General features: G+C 46.0%; 14 protein-coding genes. 3 read left to right on the forward strand and 11 right to left on the reverse strand.

Annotation, left to right across the window (positions count from 1 at the left end):
• The first annotated feature begins 64 nt into the window (after positions 1–64).
• The gene (locus HMPREF9624_RS07180; RefSeq protein ID WP_009537186.1) at positions 65–2,293 is read left to right on the forward strand and encodes a methyl-accepting chemotaxis protein; all 2,229 of its coding nucleotides are present in this window, start codon (positions 65–67) and stop codon (positions 2,291–2,293) included.
• A 190-nt stretch (positions 2,294–2,483) separates the two neighbouring features.
• Here the strand turns inward: HMPREF9624_RS07180 and HMPREF9624_RS11430 are convergent, their stop codons facing one another.
• From HMPREF9624_RS11430 to HMPREF9624_RS07200, 4 genes are all read right to left on the reverse strand, one after another.
• The gene (locus HMPREF9624_RS11430) at positions 2,484–4,457 is read right to left on the reverse strand and encodes a hypothetical protein (protein ID WP_009537187.1); all 1,974 of its coding nucleotides are present in this window, start codon (positions 4,455–4,457) and stop codon (positions 2,484–2,486) included.
• A 320-nt stretch (positions 4,458–4,777) separates the two neighbouring features.
• The gene (locus HMPREF9624_RS07190; RefSeq protein ID WP_009537188.1) at positions 4,778–5,491 is read right to left on the reverse strand and encodes a nitroreductase family protein; all 714 of its coding nucleotides are present in this window, start codon (positions 5,489–5,491) and stop codon (positions 4,778–4,780) included.
• A gap of 1 nt (position 5,492) precedes the next feature.
• A complete protein-coding gene (locus HMPREF9624_RS07195; protein ID WP_009537189.1) occupies positions 5,493–6,353 on the reverse strand; it encodes a DMT family transporter in 861 nt (286 codons plus the stop codon).
• A complete protein-coding gene (locus HMPREF9624_RS07200; RefSeq protein ID WP_009537190.1) occupies positions 6,350–7,549 on the reverse strand; it encodes a Gfo/Idh/MocA family protein in 1,200 nt (399 codons plus the stop codon). Before HMPREF9624_RS07200 ends, HMPREF9624_RS07195 begins: the two co-directional genes overlap by 4 nt.
• A gap of 312 nt (positions 7,550–7,861) precedes the next feature.
• On the opposite strand from HMPREF9624_RS07200, the gene HMPREF9624_RS07205 reads away from it, so the two are divergent.
• Entirely contained in the window at positions 7,862–9,553 is a 1,692-nt protein-coding gene (locus HMPREF9624_RS07205; protein ID WP_009537191.1) for a peptide ABC transporter substrate-binding protein, read from the forward strand.
• A gap of 189 nt (positions 9,554–9,742) precedes the next feature.
• Here HMPREF9624_RS07205 and HMPREF9624_RS07210 read toward each other — a convergent pair whose 3' ends face one another.
• The 5 genes from HMPREF9624_RS07210 to eda all read right to left on the reverse strand — a co-directional run bounded on the left by HMPREF9624_RS07210 (position 9,743) and on the right by eda (position 15,667).
• Entirely contained in the window at positions 9,743–11,557 is a 1,815-nt protein-coding gene (locus HMPREF9624_RS07210) for an IdeS/Mac family cysteine endopeptidase (RefSeq protein WP_009537192.1), read from the reverse strand.
• 218 nt (positions 11,558–11,775) lie between these two features.
• A complete protein-coding gene (gene pepI, locus HMPREF9624_RS07215; RefSeq protein WP_009537193.1) occupies positions 11,776–12,663 on the reverse strand; it encodes a proline iminopeptidase in 888 nt (295 codons plus the stop codon).
• Positions 12,664–12,750: 87 nt separating this feature from the next.
• Positions 12,751–13,857, reverse strand: coding sequence for a M24 family metallopeptidase (locus HMPREF9624_RS07220; RefSeq protein ID WP_009537194.1), 1,107 nt, complete (start codon positions 13,855–13,857; stop codon positions 12,751–12,753).
• 115 nt (positions 13,858–13,972) lie between these two features.
• Positions 13,973–14,995 carry a sugar kinase gene (locus HMPREF9624_RS07225; RefSeq protein WP_009537195.1) on the reverse strand — a complete coding sequence of 341 codons (1,023 nt, stop codon included), beginning with the start codon at positions 14,993–14,995 and terminating at the stop codon, positions 13,973–13,975.
• Positions 14,996–15,022: 27 nt separating this feature from the next.
• Complete coding sequence (gene eda, locus HMPREF9624_RS07230; protein ID WP_009429476.1) at positions 15,023–15,667, reverse strand: bifunctional 4-hydroxy-2-oxoglutarate aldolase/2-dehydro-3-deoxy-phosphogluconate aldolase; 645 nt, start codon at positions 15,665–15,667, stop codon at positions 15,023–15,025.
• Between the two features lie 260 nt (positions 15,668–15,927).
• On the opposite strand from eda, the gene HMPREF9624_RS07235 reads away from it, so the two are divergent.
• Positions 15,928–17,205 carry a polysaccharide deacetylase family protein gene (locus HMPREF9624_RS07235; RefSeq protein WP_242822632.1) on the forward strand — a complete coding sequence of 426 codons (1,278 nt, stop codon included), beginning with the start codon at positions 15,928–15,930 and terminating at the stop codon, positions 17,203–17,205.
• Between the two features lie 113 nt (positions 17,206–17,318).
• Here HMPREF9624_RS07235 and HMPREF9624_RS07240 read toward each other — a convergent pair whose 3' ends face one another.
• Positions 17,319–18,353, reverse strand: a complete 1,035-nt coding sequence (locus tag HMPREF9624_RS07240) for an ABC transporter ATP-binding protein (protein ID WP_195891136.1) — start codon at positions 18,351–18,353, stop codon at positions 17,319–17,321.
• 73 nt (positions 18,354–18,426) lie between these two features.
• Complete coding sequence (locus HMPREF9624_RS07245; RefSeq protein WP_009428264.1) at positions 18,427–19,566, reverse strand: ABC transporter ATP-binding protein; 1,140 nt, start codon at positions 19,564–19,566, stop codon at positions 18,427–18,429.
• Positions 19,567–19,568 lie beyond the last annotated feature (2 nt).

A 19,568-nucleotide genomic window follows, 5' to 3' on the forward strand; every position in this document is an offset into this window, starting at 1 on the left:
AAGTTTTTCCGTCGAAGGAATAGTAGCTGAAATGACACAAAAATGACTTACGAGAGGAAAAAAAATGAAAAAGAAATCAGCAACTGGAGAGAATACGGGAAAAAGCTCCCGCTGGAAGAAGATGAAGCTAAGTTCCCGCATATCCGTTATTACCGGCTTTCTCAGTATTTTGATTCTGGCAGCTGTCAGTATCTCTATAATTCACATGGGAAAAAATGCATTGTACAAATCTCTGCAGGGAAATATGAACGATAAAATCCGGCTGGGTATTGCAGATCTGGACAATGTGGTAACGCAGGCGGAAACTACCGCAAATACCATAAAAGACGGGATGATTTACATTTACGATCAGACCGATCTGTCGGGTGGTGTTCCGGCAAATCCCTGGACCATCTATGACGATTACGGGAATTTACTGGAAACCAAAGATATGAGCGGCACCATATTCCGCTCCAGAATCATTGATACCACGATTCCCGCGAGTCGTTACAATGCGGAAACCACCATACTGGATTCCCTTTATTCCGCCATCAAAAATAATGAGTCTCTCCTGGGCGCCGGTGTCTTCTTGGAACCGGATGCCTTTTACAAGGGAATTGACGAATATGCTCCCTATATGACCAGTGAACAGGTGCAGAAAAGAGAAGTTACCAATGCCGCCTATGTCAATTACAAAGACCAGGAATATTACCTGAGAGCACGCGAAAGTAAGGGACTCGTCTTGACCAATGCCTATGAAAACTTCGGAACAAACGAGTATGTTGTTTCCGTTGTGGAGCCTATCTTCTATGGAAATGAATTCAAAGGTGTCGTAATTCTGGATATGAATACAGAAGCCTTCGGCATTGTGGAGCAGGAGGATTCCCGTTTTAAAACTCTCTACAGTAGTGTAGTCGATACAAATGGCTTTGTGATGTACAGTATGGATGCCGAAGAAGATAAAAAAAATCTAAAGGATGTACTCCCCGCCGACAGCATGTCTACCCTACAGTCCTTTTTTGATAAAAATGAGCCTTTCTCAACGCATATTGCAAATAGCAAGGGGGAGCTCCTGCAATATAATGCTATGCCTTTACAGGTAGAGGGCGTAACGTGGTGGGTTTCTATTTCCGTTTCCGAAAAAGAGTATACTTCCGCCATTTCTCATATGGTTCTGGTTGCACTTCCCCTCTCTCTTTTAGGAATTCTGATTCTGGTCGCTGCGGGTCATTTCTTTATTCGGAAAGGACTTGAGCCATTGCAAAGCATTGTGACTGCAGGAGATCGTCTGGCAGTAGGAGATTTCTCTCAGGATATCCAATATGCTTATCAAGATGAGATTGGAAGTATTTTCCTCAGTATGGGAAGAGTGGTCAGTCGAATAAAAAGTATCATCCATGATCTATCCGAAAAACTATCCCAAATTGCCAAGGGTGACCTTTCCACGGACTTTCAAAACACGGATCTCTATATCGGAGAGTATTCCCCTCTTTTGGATAATCTCAAAGAAATACTGCTTGATTTAAACAATACCATGGGAGAAATCAAAGACAGTTCCACGTCCGTCAACTCTTCCGCCTTTAAGCTAAGTGAATCTGCACAGTTCCTTTCGGACGGAGCCTCTGACCAGGCCTCCTCTATTAAGGAATTGAGTGTGACCATGGATGAAATTTCCGCTAATATCCAGGAAACAGCAAATATGTCTATCCACGCCCTTACCTTATCCGATCAGGCGGAACAGGCCGTAGGAAAGAGTAATTTGAAGATGGAAGAGATGTCCGAAGCCATGACGGAAATCACGGAAAAGTCTCATGAAATCAGTAAAATCATTAAGACTATAGATGACATTGCCTTTCAAACAAATATTCTATCCCTTAATGCCGCTATAGAAGCGGCAAGGGCCGGTGTAGCCGGAAAAGGTTTTGCCGTTGTTGCGGATGAGGTCGGTAATCTTGCACAAAAATCCGCAGAGGCCGCTAAAAATACGGCAAATTTAATTCAGGAAACTATTAGCTCTGTGAATAAAGGTGCCAAAATATCTACAGAAACAAAGGAATCCTTATCTCTTGTTTCCGAGCAAACCAAAAAAATTAACACAATCATCTCTTCTATTTCGAATGCTTCGGAAAAAGAGGCGGATGGAATCCAACAGCTTAGTAACGGCTTGACGCAGATTTCCTCCGTAGTACAAAAAAACAATGCTACGGCTGAAGAGTCTGCTCTGGCATCCACCGCACTTTCCAAGCAGTCGGAAAGAATGAACGGCTTGGTTGGAAAGTTTAAATTGCGAAGGAAAAGGGAAGACAACGATTAGAAAGAAGTCCCCCTAAGCTCGTTATCTCATGCCCGACTCGTGTATGCTCTTAATGAAAAAGGATTGTATGCTCATAGCGAAACATACAATCCTTTTCTATATAGATGGCGTTTATGCAGCCTTTATTGATCTTGACGCAGAGCGGTTTTTATCAATACCTTTTTGTCCTATAAATCAAAAACGGTTTCCCTTACGCTTCCTGCTCTTTCTTGCGAAGAACAACAAAACCTGCCAATGATGCTGCGGAAAGGCCGAACAGAGATGCCCAAAGTGCTGTGAAGTTATTGTCTCCCGTAGCCACTACAGCACGACCGGAAACATTTTTTCCGCTCGGACGGGACTCTCCAAGAACCTCACCCTTCTTTTCTACAGTCTCTACAGCAGTCGGTGCAGGACGATTCTCCCCAAGAACTTCGCCCTGGTTAGACGGTGTCGGACGATCCTCTCCCAATACATTCCCCGGCTGAGACGGAGTGGACGGATTCACAATCGGAGTTCTGCTTCCGCCGTTGCCGCCATTTCCACCGTTACCGCCGTTGCTCGGTGTTACAGGATTAACCGGCTGTACGGGATTTACCGGTGTAATCGGTGTTACCGTACGTTCCTTATCCGTAAACTTAACAGTCAAGTAAACCTTGTCGTTATCCTGACCGGCAACCTTGTCACGACCGGCATCGTTCTGGATGGCGCCCCAAACAAATTTCGCTTTTCCCTGTACATTTTGCTTACCGGTATCTGCATTCATATAACCAACTAAGGTTCCAAGTACTGTACCCTCTGTGGTCACAGTTTTGTCCGTAATACGCTCTGTTTCTGTCTCAGTATTATTTTCGGACTCAGCTCTATTTCCGTTAGCTGAATTGAATTTAATTCCTTTCATAATCAGCTGAATCTTCTTTGCGGAATGATTTACCAACTCTTTCAAGTTTCCAAAAACGCTGGTTTGATAATAGGTTCCATAATCAGAATCCGGATGATTAAAATTCTCCACATGGTTTGCCTTGCCTGTAGCAGAATCCTTACCATACAAGTTCTTATAATCCGCACCGGCAGAACTGTACTGGTTTGGCAATGAACCCATTTTTGTAAGGTCTAAGTCCATCGCAAGAGTAACCTTATCTTCTGCAAAAGAAGAATTGCCATAATTAATGCGATAAATCATCGGCTTCGGCTTCCCATCAGCATCAGCATCAGCAGAACTAAGTTCATAATGCTTTTTCGCATCCTCTAAGTCAGTTGGAAGATGAAAACTTCCATCCAGATTATTCTCCATGGTGAATGTTGCGCGAAGCCCGGTTTCCAAATTATTTACATAAACATCTTTTCCATTACTTATATAATTTCCAACCAAAGTACCTATTGCATTAATAGTATTATGTACAGGAGAAACATCCAAATCAGCCTTTAATGTATACGTATCTGTCTTCTCCACGTCTTTCGCTTTATCACTTGTACTATCAAACGGAGTTGTATCCCTCTCCTTTTGAATAGACAAATCGCCATGCATAACCAAATCATCATTTTTAAGTCTGCCTAAAGCGGTATACTTAAAATCCCTTGCCGTGTCCTTTAATTTCTTTCCGTCTTTTGTATCTTCCGGATTAATCACTCCGTTATAATTATCATGAATCGGAAATATTCCTCCAGCCAGACCATCCGCTTTAAAGTGAATATCCGTCCCCTGCTTATCATTCTCCACCACACGATCCACATGATCCTCTTTGTTCGCATTGTTCGGTGCAGTAGTTCCCGAATCTGCTGGCGACTCGAAAACAGTGACCGGTGCTGCCGGTGTAGCAGTAGCTGTTGCCGCCGGAGTTGTTGTGCTTGCTGCGGGTGTAGTAGCTACTCCACTTGCTGCCGGAGCTGTTGCTGTCGTTCCGGATGTTGCTGTCGTTGCAGCTGTAGTAGCCTCTGTACCTGCTGTTGTAGCTGTACTAGCCGGAGCTGCTGTTGTTGTACTAGCTGCCGGTGTTGCTGCAGCTGCTGTCGTCGTTTCTGCTGTTGTTGTGCCTGCTTCTGTTGCAGTGGTCGTAGCTGTCGCCTCAGTGCCGGTTACTGCCGAGCTGCTTGTTTCTTCTGCTCTTGCTACAAATGGAGTTGTTGCGATTGCTCCCGTCACAGCGAGTGCCGCTACCTGAATCTTCAAATTTTTCTTTCTCATCTTCATTCTCCTTGGGTAAATGTACCATAGCAGTTACTGCTCAATCCTTGAAAATGTCCTATGGTATGGATTTCGGACAAAGACTTCAGACAGAACACGATTTTCCTTCAGAGGGCTCCATCAAATTGTCCACAATTATTTCTTTAAACAACGCCAACAACTATACTACGTATTCTAGGGGAAATGCAATAGATAATTAATTTTTAAATTATGAAAATTAAATAAAATCTTAAACATTTTTTGTAAGAAATGTCAGAAAGGTTTAAAAAAAGGAAGGGCTTCTTAAAATCCCTTCCTTGAATAAAATTTTTTCAAACAATTTAATCTTCCGGAGCAAATTCTCCCCCGTTTCCGGGAACAAAATGTCCGCACCCTACGCCCAATACAAAATGGAGTTTCGCAATACCGAGATCCACCAAATCCATTTCGTAACTGTTTTCCACCGTAGCCGTAACAATCCCATTATGATAATGAAAGAAAGGTTTTTGCTTGTTCAAAGCACTCGGCGCAAGAGCCACCGCCTCCATGCCTTCCTTCACCCACTTGGGGTAAGCCCTGTCCCCTTCGATACGGGCAGTCCAATCCTTCTTTTTCGTAGGAAGAAGGGAATGGAACAGCTTTCCTCTCAGTCCCCCGTCTCCTGCATAGCCAAGAAGAATTACAGCCTGCACATGCTCCTCCTCCGCATAGGAGAAACTCTCCCTGTCAAAGGTTCCTCCCACCCAACAGGTACTAAGGCCCAGACCTTCCGCAAAAAGAAGGAGTTTTTCACCGTAGTAACCGATTTTCTCCCGAAAGTGGGGCTGTCCCGGATTCCCCTTTAAAAGAAGGAGGCTTCGTACATTTTTAAATAGTCCATAGCTTTTTCCGAAACGGGAAAATGCTCTGCTTCCGTCTTCTACAAATTCAATGGTAAAGCCGCTTTCCGCATTTACCTCCAGAATCTCTTCCTGTATCTTCCGAATGCAGTCTTCCTGCAATTCTTCTTTAGAAAAATATCGTTGTGATTTCCGATGCAATATCGTCTCGTCCATGCTAGTCCTTCTTCCATTTCCATATCGCCATGCTGAAAATCAAGGCATATCCTATAAAGCTGTAAATATCCGGCAATTCTCCCAATATAACAAAGCCGAGTATTGCGGAGAAAATAACCTGACTATAATCAAATACGGAGATTTCCTTTGCGGGGGCATAGGAATAAGCCCTCGTTACGAAAATCTGTCCCACGGCCGCACAAAGACCCGCCCCCGTCAGGAAAAGCAGCTGTTCCGGGCTTAAAGGCTTAAACTGCAGAAAGCAGATAGGTAAGAGCGCAATAGAGGAAATAAAGGAAAAATAGAACACAATCTGTGCTCCTCTTACGCCATGCGTTCCAAGCTTTCGCACAAAGGTAAAAGCCGTTCCGGCACAAAATCCTCCCAGAAGGCCGACCAGAGCCGGAAGCCCCAAGATTCCCTGTCCCGGTTTAACAACGAAGGCCGCACCGAGTAAGGCGACCAGGACGGAAACAATACTGGTCAGATTCGGTTTTTCCTGCAAGATGAAAATGGACATCACAATAGAAAAAAACGGTGCCATTTTCTGTAAGATGCTGGAATCCCCCAATTTCAAATACCCAATCGCCCAGAAATTACAAATCAGCCCGACCGTTCCGAAAAGACAGCGTAGAAAAAGAGGAAGTCGATTCTCCTTCTCCACATAAAAGGACACGCCTTCACGTCGCATGATAATGTAGGCAACCACCAAGGCTACCACATTTCGGAACATGGCCTTCTCAATGACCGGAACCTTTCCGGACAGCTTTACAAAAAAGCTCATCCCGGCAAATCCCGCCGCGGAAATCATAATGGAGATAATCCCTTTCAGGCGTTTATCATTTACAATTTGTTCGCTCATCTCTTAATCCACTTTCCATTGGTAAAGTCGGGAATGGCCACTGCCTGTCCGCCCAGCGCAATCGACTCCTCGGAAAGAGCCGTAATGCTCATCCAGCTTGCCATATCATAGACATCGATAGGCATGGGAAGCCCTTCCTTAAGACAGTGAATGAATTCAGAGAAAACGAGATAATCCATTCCTCCATGACCCTTCTTTACTCCGGCCTTAAGGTAATCCTTCCAAAGCGGGTGCTCATACTGCGCGCGGAAGCGTTCCACATTGCCCCACTGTTTCTTCCAGTCAAAATGATCCTTTGCCCCCTCATCTCCGTCCAGGAAAATAGAAGCATTGTCTTCCATATACATGCCCTTCGTACCTTGTACGGTAAAGCCTCGGGAATAAGCGCGTGGAAGCGTGGTATCCAAGGTCAGTAAAATGCTTTCTCCGTTACTGCAGTGAATCATGGTGTTCACAATATCTCCCTGCTGAAAAACCGTATTCTGCAGTACCTTGTCTTCCGGCTTCTTTTCCTGAATATAGTCTCGAAGTCCTGCGGCTTTGGATGCCATAGAGCAGAGGCTCAGCATCCTGTTTCCTCTATTAATATGTAAAATTTTAGCAATCGGACCTAACTCATGCGTGGGATAATTTTCCGAATTCCGATGGATGTAATTATCCAAACGATAATGGCGATTCTCTCTTCCGAAGGCGATTTCCTCCCGCAAATCATGCTTATAGCCGCCCTCACAATGAACAATCTCTCCGAGAACTCCCGTCTCCGCCATATGATAAACCATCATTTCGTCTCTGCCGTAGACGCAGTTCTCCATAAACATAATGGGCGTCTTGGTTTCCTCATAGCAGTCCACGAGTCTCCAGCACTCGGCAACGGAATAAGCACCGCCTACCTCGGAAGCCACCGCCTTTCCGGCACGCATAGCGGCAATCGCGATTTCACTGTGGGTATCCCATGAGGCGGAAATGAGAACTGCATCCAGTTCTTTCATCTCCAGCATCTCCCGGTAGTCGGAAAAGCACTTCGGTCTTTCCCGACCCATCTCTTCCAGGGCCTTCGCAATATCTTCTCTTCGATCCTCATACACATCGCAAAGTGCAATAAATTCCACATCCGGATGCTCTGAATACACGTTCTTTACCAGCTCAGCCCCCCTCTGTCCGAGACCGACCACTCCCAGATTGATCTTTCTTCCCATTATGACCCCTTTCTTGTACTATGTCATAGCCTTTATACGGTACATCCGATTCTCTTATTTTTTCTCAAACTGGTTTCAATTCTAACATAATTTCAAAAATTAATCACTTTTGCTTTTATTTCTTTATCAACTGACAAAATCTTTACTCTCTAGTCCGTTTTTTTCTTCTTTTTCTTTTGTTTTCCTAAATGGCTTGAAATCATTTTGAGATTTTTCCTATAAAATGATAAGATATTTCCAATCATTGCAGTTATTTTGCAAATACGGATTGATCCATCCTGTTACAGCTGACTGCCGAACGAGGAGGTTTCTATGAATAAAATATTGGCAAATGCCGTTTCTTTGGGGCTGCTCGCCCTATCTCTTTCAGCCTGCGGAGCCGCTAAAGAAAACAGCAATCTTCAAACGACCGCCGGGGAGAGTTCCGCTGAAGAAAAGAATCAAGAGCTTACGGACGCCGGAAGTCCCATAGATAAGCTGGATGTCTGCATCGGTCCCTCTCCGGAAACCATGGATCCCCAGCTGAACTCCACGCTGGACGGAGGCACTATGATTATGCACTGTTTTGAAGGACTGCTAAAATACGGAGAAGACGGGAAAGTCCTCCCTGCAATGGCGGAAAGCTGGGAAGCCTCGAAAGACGGGCTCAGCTGGACCTTCCATTTACGGGACGGCTTAAAGTGGTCGGACGGTCAAGAACTGAGTGCGGAAGACTTCGTTTACTCTTTCAGAAGACTGGCAGACCAAAAGACGGCGGCTCCCTATAGCTACGATATGTTGAACATGGTAGCAGGCTATGAAGAAGCGACAAAGGGAAATCCGGAAGCATTGCAGGTAGAAGCGCCGGATAAGAAGACCTTTATCGTTCATCTTTCTACTCCGCTCAGCTATTATGAGAAAATTGCGGCATTTGTTTCTTTGGTTCCGCTTCGAAAAGACATTCTGGAGAAAAACGGGGAATCCTGGAGCATCAATGCTTCCAGCTACATCTCAAACGGAGCCTATCAGATGAGCGAGTTTGTGGATGGAGACTACATTGCCTTAAAGAAAAATCCCTATTATTACGATGCCGACAAAGTCAGCGTAAACGAGTTGATCTTCCACCTGGTGGACGATGATAATTCCGCTTACAATGCTTATCAGGAGGGAAGTCTGGATGTCACGAGCCGTATTCCTTCCGAGGAAATGGCTTCCCTTCGGAATACCGAAGATTTTAAAACCTATCCCATGCTCGGCACCTCGGGGATGGTATTTAACACGGAAAAGGCCCCTTTTGACAATCCGAAGGTTCGCAAAGCCTTTGCATTAGCCATTGATAAAAAGTATATTGCCGAAAATATTTTTGAAGGCTATCGTACGCCTGCCTCCACCTTCGTTTGCGAAGGAATCACGGATCCTGCAGACGGAAGCTCCTTTGTGGAAAAGACCTTGCAGGACTATGGAACGCCCTTCCATCCGGACGATTATGAAAAAGACCTGGAAGAAGCCAAGAAGTTGATGGCGGAAGCAGGTTACCCGAACGGAGAAGGTTTCCCGAAGGTAAAATACTTAAACAATGCCGGCGGAGCAAACAATACCATTTCCGAATATCTGCAGAGTGCCTTCAAAGAGCTCGGAGTGGAATTGGAAATTGATACCCAGGAGTGGAAGGTCGTTTCCGCAACCCAGCACGTCGGAGACTTCCAGTTGACTCGTTTTGCATGGGTTTATGACTACAATGAGCCCTCACAGCTTCTGAATGTTTTCCGTTCCAAGGATCGGAACAACTACGGCCGCTACAGTAATGAATCCTATGACAAGCTGATGCAGGAAGCCATGGCCGAAAGTGACGGAGAAAAACGTTCGAAAATCCTGCATGAGGCAGAGCAGATTCTGCTCGAGGACCTGCCGATGGCTCCCATGGTATTTTCTAAAGACAATTACCTGGTTCGTCCCAATTTAAAGGGCATGCAACACCTTGAGACCGGAAATACTTATTTTATGTATTGCACAAGGACGGAATAGGATCGCGCATTTTCAGCACGGTTCATAACGAATATCGCACGCCTTGCGCACGATACTCGTTGTGAACAAAATGTCTCAGGCTTCGCCTGCACCACTTGTTAAGAATAAAAGAGACGGAGCAAAAAGGATTTCTCTTTCTGCTCCGTCTCTTCTGTTTCCGACAAGACCTCTTCTTATTTTGTCATTATTTTATTGTGAAAGGTGGTTTTCCAGACCGTCCGTATAAAATTCCGCACTGTACAGTCCTCTCACCGTAGCATAAACGGAACTGTGATTTCCCGGAACTAAAACAACTGCATTTCCCCTTTCTTCCACCTCATACCGCTTTACTCCATGCAGGAAATCGTCCGGTTCCGTCAGGTAAAGTGCGGTAAGCTTTCCTGCGTGAGTCCATTCTCCTCCAAGAACCAATGCGACTCCGGAAGTTTTCTTCTTCACGTCGCGAAGTCCGCTATGCTCCAAAATAAACGGCTGATCGTTCTCAATTTGTTCCTTGGCCCACTCGGAGAAGGAATTCAAATTTCCGCTGTTTCTTCTGCTTAGTAGGGTTTCTTCGCTATAGTTTGCGGGAATTTTCTTCCCTCTTGCATCCGCACTTAAGTTCGATGCACTGCTAACGGCCGTTCCCGCTTCCGCTCCTTTCTTATATAGAGCGATTGCCGTTTGATCGGCACCGTTCTCTTTCTCTTCCAGCACAGTCTTTAGCTTATGATTCCGTCCGAAAATCTTAAGAGAAGCATCTTCGTTGCCACGCAGGATGTTTTGTACTTCCGCATCATGACTCCCCAAGTAGTAGTCCAAGAGATCCCTTTCAACAGCATAGTAAGAAAGTGCTGCAGAATACGCCTTCTCTCCTTCCGCATTCTCTACCTGCTCCGGAATGTTCGCCCGATCAATGATTCCGCTCCCTGCTGCATATTCCTTGAAGCCGTAGCTGTACGTCTTTTCTTCCACATGGACTTTTTTACTGCTAAAATCCGATTCATGAAGGTCTACTCCGGCTATGAAGAAGGATTCTCTTCTTTCCTCCAGACGCTTTTTCTCCAAAGCCTCCCGCTCCAGTCTGTCCCTCTCCGCCTTAAGACGTGCCTCTTCTTCACTATCTTTCTTCTGCTGCGCTTCCTCTTTCTCTCTTTGCTTTCTTTCCGCCTCCGTTCTTCGTTCAATCTCTTCTTTTCGCCTTAGCTCATTTTGTGCGTGATATTGATAGAGCTCTTCCGCTGTCTCAAACGGATTCGTTGTTGAGGGGTTGTAGCTTGTTTGCCAAGCGGAAGTGCTGCCGGATCCTGCTCCACCGGCGCTTCCCGATCCGCCGAAGCTTCCGGAACTGCCTGAACGTCCGCCTCCACCGGATCCACCTGATCCGCCACCGGAACGACCGCCTCCGCCGCCTGAACCTCCTGAGCCGCCGGATCGAATACCGCTTCCTCCGCCGGAACCGCCTGCGGCCTTAAAAGCCACTGTGCTCTCTTTGTCCTGTCCTCCGGCGTTCAAGGCCTCGGTCTGCTTTCTCTCCTTCTCCGCTTCCTTTTCTTTCTCTACCGTACTTTTTACGCCCAGTTCCGGCTTAAAGACGGATTCACCTTTTTCGTTGGCCCACTTTCCGCCACTTGACACAAAATAGCCGTCCGGAGTCTTTTCATTCTCCGCCATTTTCCCGGTATCGGCAGCAAAATAATAACAGTATCCGTCAATCCACTGCCAGCCCTGCGCCAATTTTCCAAGAGAGGCTTCCTTCGTGTCCAGGAAGTACCACTTTCCTTCCATCTGTACCCAGCCTGTTGCCAGCGTTCCTTTTACCGGATCAATAAAGTATTTCTGTCCTTTATCCTCTACCCAGCCCGTTTTCTTTTGTCCATTTTGATCCAGAAAAATCCATGTGTCACCGGTCTGCACCCATTTTCCGGCCGTCCCTGACTCTTCCGCTCTTACTGCCAGCGGGGAAAATGCAGTCAATGCCGCAATACTCAAAGGTATAAGTCCTTTTTTTGCCCAATGCTTCATGATTCCTCCTTCTTTCTATCCTATAGTTATATATACTTATCTGAATTACAGTTTTTCCATATCTTTAGGAACATCGACCGCTTATAATAATTAAATAAGTAGTTTTGTTTGCATTTTGTCTAAAATAATTAATTTTTTATATTATAGAGTGCTTTCGCTCAACAAAAAAGCCGCCTGCCAAAAGGCAGACGACTTTCGAAATTGCTCTTCACTCCCGCTTAGTCATGGCGATTTAACCAATCGATCAGGAGCTCCTTATACTTCTCCGGCTCATCCACAAAACACATGTGTCTGGAATTTTGGAAGAGCTCCCACTCGGCATTCGGTATCGCATCGTACATCAGCTTGGCAATATAAGGTGAGCAGAGATCCTCCGCACCGCTAATAATCATGGTCGGGTAGGAAAAGCTCCGGAGCTTCTCCCTATAGTCATAGTCACGAAGACTTCCTGTCGGCGTAAATTCATTCGGTCCCCATGCGGAAACGTAGGCTTCCGTTCCGACTATCTTCTTTCTCTTAAGGCACTCCGGACTGTCCTCCGGGAAAGGCCCTGCGCAGTATCTTTCCATAAAAAGCTTGAGTGCACTGAGATACTCCGGCGCTTCATAATTTCCCGTTTCTTCCGCCTTTCGGAAGGCTTCCTGCACATCTTTTCCCATATAGCCGATACGGCGCTTTTGCTCCGCTTCCCAAACGCTGTTGTAGGGGAGCGTACTGGAAAGAATCATGGATTTGATGCCCTTTGGTGCATAATCCGAGCCGTAAATAATGGCGAGCATGCCTCCCCAGGACTGTCCAAGCAGGTGGATTTCCTCGAGATTAAGGTGTTTCCTAAGCTCTATTAACTCCTCTACCCAGGTCTCCTTCGTCCAAATCTCGGGTTTTCCCTCCAGGAAGGATTTTCCGCAGCCAAGCTGGTCGTACATGATGATCTGTCTCTGATCCCGATCCGCTATGTCATCCAGAAGCTCAAAATAATTGTGGGTTGAACCCGGCCCGCCGTGAAGGAGCAAGAGAGGCGCTTTCTTCGGGTTTTTCTCCCCCACAATCCGATAATAGGTTTCATAGTGTAGATAGGGCATCATCCCTTCCGTAATCTTTGCCATTTTTTCTACTCTTTCTCCAATCTATGCTTTCTCTTTACCGTGCAGTGCACAGCGGTCTCCCTTTCTTGGAAATCTTTCCTCGTTCTTTTACTCTGCAATTTCCGTGGTGCCGTCTTCCTTTACGATAAGAAGATCCTTCGGATAATGGTTCAATACCATGCAGCCGTCTTCCGTGATTAAGACAAGGTCTTCCACACGCACGCCGATATTTTCCTCCGGAATATAAATGCCCGGCTCCACGGAAAAGCACTGTCCTACCTCAATGACTTCCTCATTTACGGAAGAAACGTCACCCACTTCATGATCCTCAATTCCCGCAGAGTGTCCGGTTCTGTGAGTAAAATACTTTCCGAAGCCTTTTTCTTCAATATAATTTCGACAGGCCAGGTCGACATCACACATCCTGTTTCCGGGCTTCGCCATGGCAATGCCTCGAAGATTTGCATCCCGGACAATCTGATAAATCTCCTTATGTCTTTCACTGACCTCCCCGAGGAAAACGGTTCTCGTCATGTCGGAAATGTAGTTATTGAGGACTCCGCCGATATCCAAAAGGACACAGTCCCCTCTCTTTCCCTTCGTATCGTCCGTCTCATGATGCGGATCCGCCGCACCTCTTCCGTAAGCGGTTATCGGATCAAAGGAAACATCGGACGCACCGTGCTTTTTATAAAGTTCCCTCGCAATCGCATTCAATTCCTTCTCCGTATGCCCTTTTACCACATAGGGAATGAGCTCCGCCATGACTGCATCGTTCAGTAAAGACGACTGAATCAGCTTCTCCTGCTCATCCTTATCCTTAATCTGTCTCACCTTATCCACGATAACGGAACCGTTTACATAGGAAGAAGCGGCTTTCAACTCCTGCAGGCGGAGGAGGAAGCGGGCAGACCAGGTCTTATCCACGCCCAAGGGGCTTTCCTTGTCCACCACCTTGGAAAGGAGCTCCACGCTGTCTTCCGTGTCGTCAAAGTACTGAATCTCTACGCCTAAATCCTCTTCAATCGGAAAAAGGCGGTTCACAAAGAATCTTTCCTTTCCCTTTGTACTGATATACAAGGCAAGCATTCTTTCTCCCGGATGGATCCATTTGCCCGTCAAATAGAAAATCGCGGGAGGATCGGTAATAATCATTTGCGGAAGATTTCTTTCTTCCATTTTTTTGTAAATTCTCTTTAATTTTTCTCTATCCATATTTCCCTCTATCTTTACAATGCCTGCCTTGTTTACCGTGCTTTCTTCTGTAAGCACCCTTTTGCGTTCCGCTGAGTAGCCTCTTCTTAAGCGCCCTTTTGCATTCCGCTTTGCCTTATCGCTGTACTCTTCCGGAGCTGTCTCCGCCCGCAAGCTTCTCGACTTCGGGAACGGTAACCATGTTGTAATCCCCTTCGATGCTGTGCTTTAAGGCGGAAGCCGCTACCGCGAACTCCAGCGCCTTTCTGCTGTCATCTCCCTTTAAGAAGGAGTAAATGAGGCCTGCCGCAAAGCTGTCTCCGCCGCCGATACGATCCACGATATGCACGGGATAGACCTTCGAGAAGAGACATTCCTTCCCGTCATAGAGAAGACCCGACCAGTCATTATCCGAGGCGCTCTTACTTTCCCTAAGCGTAATGGCCACTTCAGAGAAGCGGAACTGTTCCATTAACTTCTTCGCCACCTCTTCATAGCCCTCTTTATTCAACTTTCCGCTATGCACATCGGTCTTATCCGCTTGAATCCCGAAGACGGTCTTCGCATCCTCTTCGTTAATAAGAATCAGGTCAATATACTCGCTAAGCTCCGTCATGGCTTCTCTTGCCGCCTCCTTCGTCCAAAGCTTACTGCGGTAGTTGACATCGCAGGAAATCTTGATTCCCTTCTTCTTTGCGACTTGGCAGGCTTCCCGACAAATCTCCAGAACATTTTCAGATAAGGCAGGGGTGATTCCGGTAAAATGGAACCACTCCGCACCGCTAAAGATACTCTCCCAGTCAAAGTCCTCTTTCTTTGCTTCGGAAATCGCGGAATGCGCTCTATCGTAGGTGCAAATACTGGGGCGCTGAGAGGCACCCTTTTCATTAAAGTAAATGCCGACTCTGTTTCCTCCGCGGACAATCTTTCCGGTATCCACTCCGTATCTTCTAAGAGAATTGATTGCCGCCTGCCCGATCATGTGAGAGGGAAGCTTTGTTACATAGGAAACATCGACTCCGAAATTGGCAAGGGAAACGGCCACATTGGCCTCCGCTCCGCCGAAAGTAAACTGCACATTTTCCGCCTGCACAAAGCGCTCATAATGATAAGGCTGCAAGCGCAGCATCACTTCTCCGAAACAAACTACCTTTGCCATGAATACCTCCAAATTTTTTCTATTGATCTATGCATTTCTTGCTTCTTTTATAATGGCAACCGATTCTTCACAGAGTCTCGTAATTTCGTCCCAAGCTCCCTCTTCAATCATCTTATCCTTTACCATATAGCTTCCGCCACAAGCGCAAATGAGAGGAGAGGCAGAATATTCTCCTAAATTCTTTAGAGAAATACCGCCGGTAGGCATAATCTTAAACATGGGGAAGGGGCCTGCTAAGGCTTTAATCATGGCTAAGCCGCCGAGTTGCTCTGCCGGGAAGAATTTCAAAACCTTTAAATCATACTTTAAAGCCTTATGATATTCACTCGCACAGCTTACTCCGGGATAAATCGGCACATTTTTCTCCTGTGCATACTGAATCAGCTCCTCATCAAAGCCGGGACATACGATGAACTTCGCGCCGTTGTCCACTGCTCTGTCAATCTGCTCCGTAGTGGTCACCGTACCGGCTCCAAGCAGCATCTCCGGGATTGCCGCACTCATCAGGCGAAGTGCGGTGTCCGCCCCTTCTGCACGAAAGGTAACCTCTCCAATCGGAACCCCTCCCTTACAAAGGCTCTTTCCTAAATTCACGGCATCTCTTTCCGGATTCTTTAACTTAATCACCGGAACAATCCCCACCTCACTGATTCTCTCTGCAATACTGTCCATTTTTCTTTCTCCTTTCGGCCATGTATGGTTTCCTGCTCCACTATCATTAGGATGAACCGTATTGTTTTATTCTATCAAAAATTCTTCCGATTATATAGAATAAAAAGAAGAATTTTCCTTAATTCTCTTGTTGTCTTTGTCTTTTTTTCTTTTTGTCGTATACTGTAACTTCAGTGTCAAAAATTTTGTCCTATTCAGTATGCACCAAAAATACTTTTGGCTATGCACAAAAATACTTTTCGGCTTGCAGGGTAAAAACAATGCAACGGAAAGATAGAGGAATAACAGCAAAGGAGTTTCGAAAAAATATGAGGCAGGCTTATTGCAGAGGGATTTCTTCCCGACTTAACAAAAATCTTTTTCTTTTTGCCCTTTTTCTTCTTTTCAGCTTTTTATTTTTCTTTTCGATGAAAGGCTATGCGGAAGAAAACACGGGACATCGCTTGAAGTCTTACTACAGCTTGCAGTATAAGGGTCTTGGCTTTTCCGCCTACAGTAATGACGGCCAAAGGCAGAGCCGTACCGATAGCTATCCCACCGCAATGAAGGTATTGTTGAAGCATCAGCCCGAGGGGCTTAGCGGTACGATTCAGTATCAGGCAAATATTTCCGGAAGCGGGTGGTCAGGCGTCTTTGAAAACGGGCAGGTTGTCGGAGAAGGGCAGGAGATGCCGCTCGAGGGCATTCGCATTTTCCTAAACGGAGACTTGGTATCGCAATATGATGTTTGTTATCGCACTTCCGTACTCGGAGAGTGGCAGAACTGGGCGAAAAATGGGGAGGACAGCAATCCCGTCGGAGTCGGAAAGCACATTGACGGAATAGTGGTTACGGTTGTAAAAAAGGGTGAAAATCCGCAGGAAGAGCAAGCCGCTGCAAGTCCGGAAAAAGCTGTATCTACGGAGGGAAATGTCGATTCAAAAAAGCCCATGGTGGCTCTTACCTTTGATGACGGTCCCGGAAACTATGAAGACCGCATCTTAGCCGTATTACAGAAGTACAATGCCAAGGCTACTTTTTTCTATGTCGGAACCCAGGCTGAGAAGTATCCTTCTACAGTAAAGCGGATGGCCGATGCCGGAATGGAAATCGGAAACCACAGCTATAAGCATGAAAATCTTCCAAAGCTTTCGGAAGCCGGTATCGAAACTTCTCTTTCGAAGACCAATTCCATTCTTCGTAAGCTTTCCGGTCAATCCGTGAGTCTGGTTCGTCCTCCGTACGGAGCAACCGGCGGCAGCGTTAAGTCTGCCTTAGCCTCCACAGGGCAGCCTTCCATTCTTTGGAGTATCGATACACTGGACTGGAAGACCAAGAATACCCATAATACGGTCAATGTTGTGCTCACGCAGGTAAAGGATGGAGACGTCATCCTGATGCATTCCATTTACAAGCAGACTGCAGAAGCCGCGGAGCAGATTGTTCCCGCTCTGAAAGAAAGAGGCTATCAGCTGGTTACCGTGTCTGAGCTGGCCAAGGCAAGAGGTGTCTCCTTACAGGCCGGAAAGAATTACAGTTCGTTTAGAAAGAAAAAGTAGGACAGTAAAAAAAATAGGGTGCCGCATATCACGCGGCACCCCTTTTTTTTAACAGGTTTGTATTATTAGAGTTATTATTAATCTTTTATTATTTATCTTTTATTATTTATCTTTTATTCTGCACCTTTTACATCGTCATAAAGGTGGCAGTACACAATATGACCATTCCCCATATCCTTCTTTTCCGGAACTTTGTTCTTGCAGATTTTCATACACTCCTTGCAACGGGTATGGAACTTACAGCCGGAAGGCGGATTTGCCGGAGAAGGAATGCTTCCTTCCAGAATGATTCGACTCATCTTAGCCTCCGGATCCGGAATCGGGATTGCGGAGAAGAGCGCTTTCGTATAAGGGTGGAGCGGATTGGCAAAGAGGTCCTTGGTATCGCCGAACTCCACAATATTCCCCAAATACATAACACCTACCGTATCGGAAATATGCTCCACTACGGAAAGGTCGTGGGAGATAAAGAGATAAGTCAGCTTAAACTTTTCCTGTAAATCCTCCAGAAGGTTAATCACCTGTGCCTGAATGGATACGTCCAGTGCGGAAACCGGCTCATCGCAGACTACGAATTCCGGGTTCAAAGCCAAAGCTCTTGCAATACAGATTCTCTGTCTCTGTCCGCCGGAGAACTCATGTGGATAGCGTCCTTTATGGAAGGGCTGCAGACCGCATTCGTCCATAATCTTATCAATATACTCCTCATATTCATTCATCGGAACGAGCTTATGCTCCTTCACCGCTTCTCCGATGATTTCTCCGACCGGAAGTCTGGGGGAGAGAGAGGAGAAAGGATCCTGGAAGATGATCTGCATTTTGGTACGCATCTCATTCATCTCATTCTTCGGAATATCGTAAACTTCTCTTCCGTTAAAGAGAACCTGTCCTGCTGTCTTTTCTCCGCCGAGACGTAAAATTGCTCTTCCGGTAGTGGTCTTTCCGCAACCGGACTCTCCAACGAGACCCATGGTCGTTCCTCTCTTGATATGGAAAGAGATTCCGTCAATTGCCTTTACCTGACCGACAACGGTATTGAAGAATCCGCCCTTAATCGGAAAATATTTTTTTAACCCGTTCACTTCCAAAATATTCTCTTCATTGTGAACAATAGGCGTGAAATCTTTCATTTCGCTTTTTTCCATCATTTCCTCGATTTCTTCTTTAAACTCTCTACAACTGGTTCTTTATGAAGCGTCTCAAAAATCGCTTTTCCCGACTTTAATCTTTCTGTGCTTCATCATAGAGATAACAGCTGACTCTGTGTGTTTCGGATAACCAAATCTCGCCCGGATATAATCCGTCGCAACAGGGCTTCCGCTTGTCACAACGATCTCGGAAATAGCAATAATTCGGCATATTAATCGGATTCGGCACCTTACCGGGAATGGAATAAAGCTTATCCACTTCTCTTCCTACTACCGGTTTGGAAGCCATAAGTCCGATAGTATAGGGGTGAGCGGGATGGGCAAAGATTTCCTTTGCCGTTCCGGCCTCCACTACACGTCCGGAGTACATGACTACGACATAGTCTGCCATCTCCGCAATGACACCGAGGTCATGGGTAATCAGCATGATAGAAGAATTAATCTTATCCTTTAGTCCGCGTAAGAGATCCAAAATCTGCGCCTGAATGGTTACATCGAGTGCTGTAGTCGGCTCATCGGCAATGATGAGCTTCGGGTTGCAGGCGAGCGCCATCGCAATCATAACACGCTGTCGCATACCGCCGGAGAGCTCATGAGGATACATCTTATAGACACCCTCACTGTTTGCAATCCCAACCATCTCCAAAAGTTCTATGGTTCTCTTCTTAATCGCTTCCTTTGTATTGTATTCATTCTCATGAAAGAGGAGGACCTCATCGACCTGATCTCCAATCCTGAAAACCGGATTTAAGGAAGTCATCGGCTCTTGGAAAATCATGGACATGAAGTTTCCGCGAAGATGCTGCATGATATGCTCAGGAGTCTTCGTAATCTCATAAACCTTTTCACCCGTATTCAGTCGAATGGAGCCTTCCACAACCTGTCCCTGGGGACGCTGCAACAGTTGCATGAGAGAAAGGCTGGTTACGGACTTTCCGCAACCGGACTCTCCTACAACGCCGACCGTTTTTCCTAAAGGAACATCAAAGCTTACGGAGTCCACACTCTTTACGGTTCCCGCATCGGTAAAGAAGAAGGTATGGAGGTTTTCAAACTCTACCGCATTGGCCGGATTCTTCATTTCCGTAAGATATTCACTTTCCGGAACATTTCTCCGTGTACGTTTCTTTTCCAGCTTGGATGTAATTGCTTTATTTTCTTTCGATATCCTCCGGGATTCTTTCGCGGAAAGATAACCGTCATTTCTTGCCATAG

Source organism: Oribacterium asaccharolyticum ACB7, from assembly GCF_000238075.1.
GTDB classification, from domain to species: domain Bacteria; phylum Bacillota; class Clostridia; order Lachnospirales; family Lachnospiraceae; genus Oribacterium; species Oribacterium asaccharolyticum.